The organism is Leisingera sp. McT4-56 (assembly GCF_020514995.1).
In the GTDB taxonomy this organism is placed as follows: domain Bacteria; phylum Pseudomonadota; class Alphaproteobacteria; order Rhodobacterales; family Rhodobacteraceae; genus Leisingera; species Leisingera aquaemixtae_A.
On the sequence record NZ_JAJALF010000051.1, the window covers coordinates 1 to 3,965 of the forward strand.

Sequence of the window (3,965 nt, forward strand, 5' to 3'; positions counted from 1 at the left end):
CCCCGGGTCCGGCCGGGCAATGTGCTCCAGCCGGAGCGGCTCACCTGCTTTGCGGAACACCATGGCACGCATCTTGCGACTCCCGTGGTTCAGCATACCTCAAACCCGCGGCTCCCGGGTTGATCCTGATCACCCGGGGGGGCCGCCGCCGCCGCTACACCCGCAGCCCCCACCAGCTCCTGGCGGTGAAGGCTTCGCGCATCCAGGGGCTGAGGCCGATGCACAGGATTACGATTGAAAACAGGCACCAGACAGCGGGCATCTCGTTCGGGTTGCTGGTCAGCGTCCAGGCCAGCACTGGACCGGTAAAAAAGTGCATCATCACAAACCGCCACGCCCCATAGGCCAGCGGCAGCAGGAACACCGCCGCCATATAGGCCGGAAAGCCGGACTGCAGCCCCAGCGCAGTGTCCAGCGGCACCAGCAGGCCGTTGTAGGGCACATTCCAGGCGATATGCCAAGTCCCCGATACGGTGCACAGAACCTCGGCGCACAGCGGCGCCCCAGCCGCACAGCTGCCCAGTGCAGGCACCGGCAGAAGCTGCAGCAGCATGACCCCCGCCGCCCCGAAGCTGAGGCCCAGCACCCACCGCCTGCAGCGCGCCCGAACGGCGGCCGGCACCAGCTCCAGCGCAAAGGCGTTGATCAGGACGGGCTGAAAGGCGATGTGCAGATAAGACAACAGCGTGACCCCCTTGTTCGCCGCTGCACTGCAGTCATCGGCCGTCAGGTATCCGGCCAGCTGCAGGACCTCCATGGCCGTGAAATAGCCAAGCACTCCCCAGACGGCCAAGGGCTGGCCCTGGCGCCGGCAGACCACCGCTGCGGCCATTCCCGCAACTGCCATCCCGGCAGAGGCTTCTGCGCTCCAGCACATCCGCTAGACGTCTTCGAACGACGCCAGCCGCCGCAGCATCTCGTCCCGTTCCGCCAGCAGGTCCAGCACCAGCGCAATCCCGGCGGCATTGACCCCCAGATCCCGGTTCAGGCGCCGCGCCTTCTTGGCGCGGGCAATGCTGATGCTATGGAACCGCCAGTTCTGGATTGAGGCTCCTTCGGGCTCCAGAACCCCGTGCTCCACCAGTTCGATAACCCAGTTCCTGTCAGCGTGGCAGAACCGGCACAGCTCCTCCAGGGTCAGGCTGACGATGACGGTGCTCTTGGCCTTTGCAGGTTTCATACGTCTATCCTCCGATACCGGCGCGCGGGTTGAATGGCACCTCCCGGGCCATCCGCTCAAAGACCCGGCGCGCCTCCTCTGTCGTCACCTTGGGGTTCACGATCCTGAGCGTTGCGAAGATGTCTCCGGCGGGGGTTCCCGGCAGCCCCTTTCCCTTCAGGCGCAGCTTCTGGCCGCTGCGGGCATTGGCCGGGATGGTCAGCGCGACCTTGCCATCCGGTGTCGGCATCATAATCTTGCCGCCCAAAGCCGCTTCCCAGGGGGCGACCGGCAGGTCGAGATACAGATCCCGGCCAACCGCCCGGTAGACAGGGTGGGGGGCAAAGCTGACTTCCAGGAACAGATCCCCCGGCAGGCCGCCACCGGGCGGCGCCATCCCCTGCCCAGCCAGCCGGATGTGCTGCCCCTCAGTGATCCCCTTGGGAACCTGCACAGTGATGCTGCGCTCCTGCAGCTGGACGGAGCCATCCGTCCCGACCTGCGGCATCCTAAGGGTCAGGACACGCGTGGCACCGCTGTAGGCGTCCGCGATGTCGAGCTGAAGGCGCGCGTGCTGGTCGGCGCTCCGGGTGCCCGCTGCCGCGCCAAAGGGCTGCCCTTGGCGCCGGAACAAGGTTTCAAAGAAATCGCTGAACACCTCTGCGTCTCCGGGGCTGCCGCCGGTGAACTCAAATCCGCCTTCCCATCCCGGCGGCGGCCGGAAGCCGTCCTGCGCGCCGGTTTCCGGTTTGCCCAGCTGGTCGTAGGCCGCGCGGCGTTCCGGGTCTTTCAGCACCTCATAAGCTTCGTTCACATCCTTGAACTTCGCCTCGGCCTCTGCCGTGGCATTGATATCCGGGTGGTACTTACGCGCAAGCTTGCGATAGGCCCGCTTGATCTCTTCCGCCTCTGCTGTCGGAGCAATGCCGAGGATCTTGTAATAGTCCCTGTACTTCATGGCGCAGCTTTCCCTGAACTATTGCCGCAACAGTGTGACACGCCAGGCGGGGATGCGGATTGATCGGGATCATGCCGTCCTCTCTTCGGCGGGGTCCGTTGCAATAACGGCAGAGGGCTGTGTTTGTTGTCAGCTTGTCCTGGACGGTGCGATCGAACACGCGCCCCTTGGTCGTTCTCCGTTCGATGCCTAGGTCCGGCGCTCATCGTGAGTCCGTTCTTCCATCCTATCTGGGCAACCGCCTCGTCATCAGATTATGCCGGCTAGAGCGACACGCACCACAATTACACCATGGTCAACAACCGCCGTCTGCTTGAGCCTATCGGGAACACTCCGCCGCCAGAAGCAAAGGCCGTTTTTTACGCCGCTCTGGAACTCGAGGACATTGCCGCCTAGCAAACTGAAATCAGCCTCCGGCAAAAGCAATGCGGTTCAAGGCGGTTGGAACGATGGCTGCGACTAACGACGTGGCATCCAAATATGGGAACTGGCTAATGGCATCAGCGAGCGACCTGCCGAGGGGGCTACCTCATGCCTGCAGGCCGGTCTATCCCACCCTTGAAAATTTGGGACAGGCACCGGAGTTCTGTTGAGTTGGGGATCAGTACTACAACGCTTCGAACGGGATGGTTTCATCGATCAGGCGCCCACGGGCACTGATATGGGATCTCGAGCACAATGCTCTAATTGTCTGCTGGTGTGAGGCGGAGGCGCCCACTTTGCGGGAGCGAAATGCACAGCTTGAGGAAAATCATAACTTGATGCCTGCGTCTGGAGTAACTGTCCCATTTGCGTAATCTTGCTCTGCCTACGTTCTTGTGACGGTCCATGTAAGGAGTGAGAAGGATGACTGAACCGAAACCTGATATTGTCGAATTGCTAAGAAACCGCTCGCTTCTTACCAACGTGGCTGGTGGCTCGCCGCTGGACGATCCTCATCTTACAGGCGAAGCCGCCGATGAGATCGAGAAATTGCGGGCCGCACTTGCTGTTGTACGCCGAGAACTTGACCTTTTGACGAGTGATGATCCGGTATTGCGAGCAGATGCGCGGAGTGTTGTTGAGGCGGCAATCAAGGAAGCATAAAGGACACGCAATCTGCAAAAAAGGAGCAGGGACCATGCAAGGAAGCGGAGGGCGGCTTTGCATGTTAAATCCCTGGCATTCAGCCGGAAAACTCTAAATCACCGAAAGACAGGCGCATTCGGCCTTATGATTGACACGCTGGGTTGTGCTTCCCTGCACGAGGGCTCCAAGCGAGCCCAATCCGCGGCGGCCGGTGACGATCAGATCAGCTCCGCAGGCCTTTGCGCAACTGATGATACTATCAGCGGGATCACCGGTTTCCAGATGTGTTTCAGCAATGGCTTGATTGCAGGATTCTGCAACAGAGCGCCCCGCATTGAGGATCTTTTCTCCGGCGGTCCGCACGTCCTCCGCGGATGGCATTGTTGTGGCCGCATGATAGCCCGCAACTGCCCCCAGTGCGAATGCAACCGTTTGAGGTTGCGGCGTGTGCACGAGGTGAACGTCTGACCCATACTTCTGAGCCAGATCACATGCCACTCGCAGTGCGTTTTCCGACGCTTCAGAGCCATCCAGCCCAACAACAATTCTTTGAAACATTTTCACCTCCTATGAACGGTAAACGGCTGATCCGTCGAAGCGGAGTCATTCCTCCGCGGGAATGGAATTCGGATTGCCAGATGCAGCAAACGCACGGTGATCATTCCGTGCCCGCCCCCTGGGTTTGCACCGATTGCAGGTAGACGATCAGATTGCCCAGGGCCCGCGGGACCATCATCGGCTGGCCGCTTGGCAGTGCCATGGCAACATACTGATCCTCGT

At 61.2% G+C, this 3,965-nt stretch carries 5 protein-coding genes; 1 reads left to right on the top strand and 4 read right to left on the bottom strand.

Annotated elements, in window-relative coordinates; all coding sequences use genetic code 11:
• Nucleotides 1–154: 154 nt before the first annotated feature.
• The 3 genes from LHL23_RS23255 to LHL23_RS23265 are packed head-to-tail and all read right to left on the bottom strand — an operon-like array spanning nt 155 to nt 2,117.
• Entirely contained in the window at nt 155–847 is a 693-nt protein-coding gene (locus LHL23_RS23255) for a DUF5765 domain-containing protein (protein ID WP_226431734.1), read from the bottom strand.
• A 33-nt stretch (nt 848–880) separates the two neighbouring features.
• Nucleotides 881–1,180: a chaperone modulator CbpM gene (locus LHL23_RS23260; protein WP_226431735.1), complete on the bottom strand. Its 300-nt coding sequence runs from the start codon at nt 1,178–1,180 to the stop codon at nt 881–883.
• A 4-nt stretch (nt 1,181–1,184) separates the two neighbouring features.
• The gene (locus tag LHL23_RS23265; RefSeq protein ID WP_226431736.1) at nt 1,185–2,117 is read right to left on the bottom strand and encodes a DnaJ C-terminal domain-containing protein; all 933 of its coding nucleotides are present in this window, start codon (nt 2,115–2,117) and stop codon (nt 1,185–1,187) included.
• An 846-nt stretch (nt 2,118–2,963) separates the two neighbouring features.
• Here LHL23_RS23265 and LHL23_RS23270 point away from each other — a divergent pair.
• Nucleotides 2,964–3,203 (top strand): hypothetical protein, encoded by a 240-nt coding sequence (locus LHL23_RS23270; RefSeq protein WP_226431737.1) that lies wholly within the window; start codon nt 2,964–2,966, stop codon nt 3,201–3,203.
• 93 nt (nt 3,204–3,296) lie between these two features.
• Here the strand turns inward: LHL23_RS23270 and LHL23_RS23275 are convergent, their stop codons facing one another.
• On the bottom strand, nt 3,297–3,743 hold the full coding sequence (locus LHL23_RS23275; protein WP_226431738.1) for a universal stress protein: 447 nt from the start codon (nt 3,741–3,743) through the stop codon (nt 3,297–3,299).
• Nucleotides 3,744–3,965 lie beyond the last annotated feature (222 nt).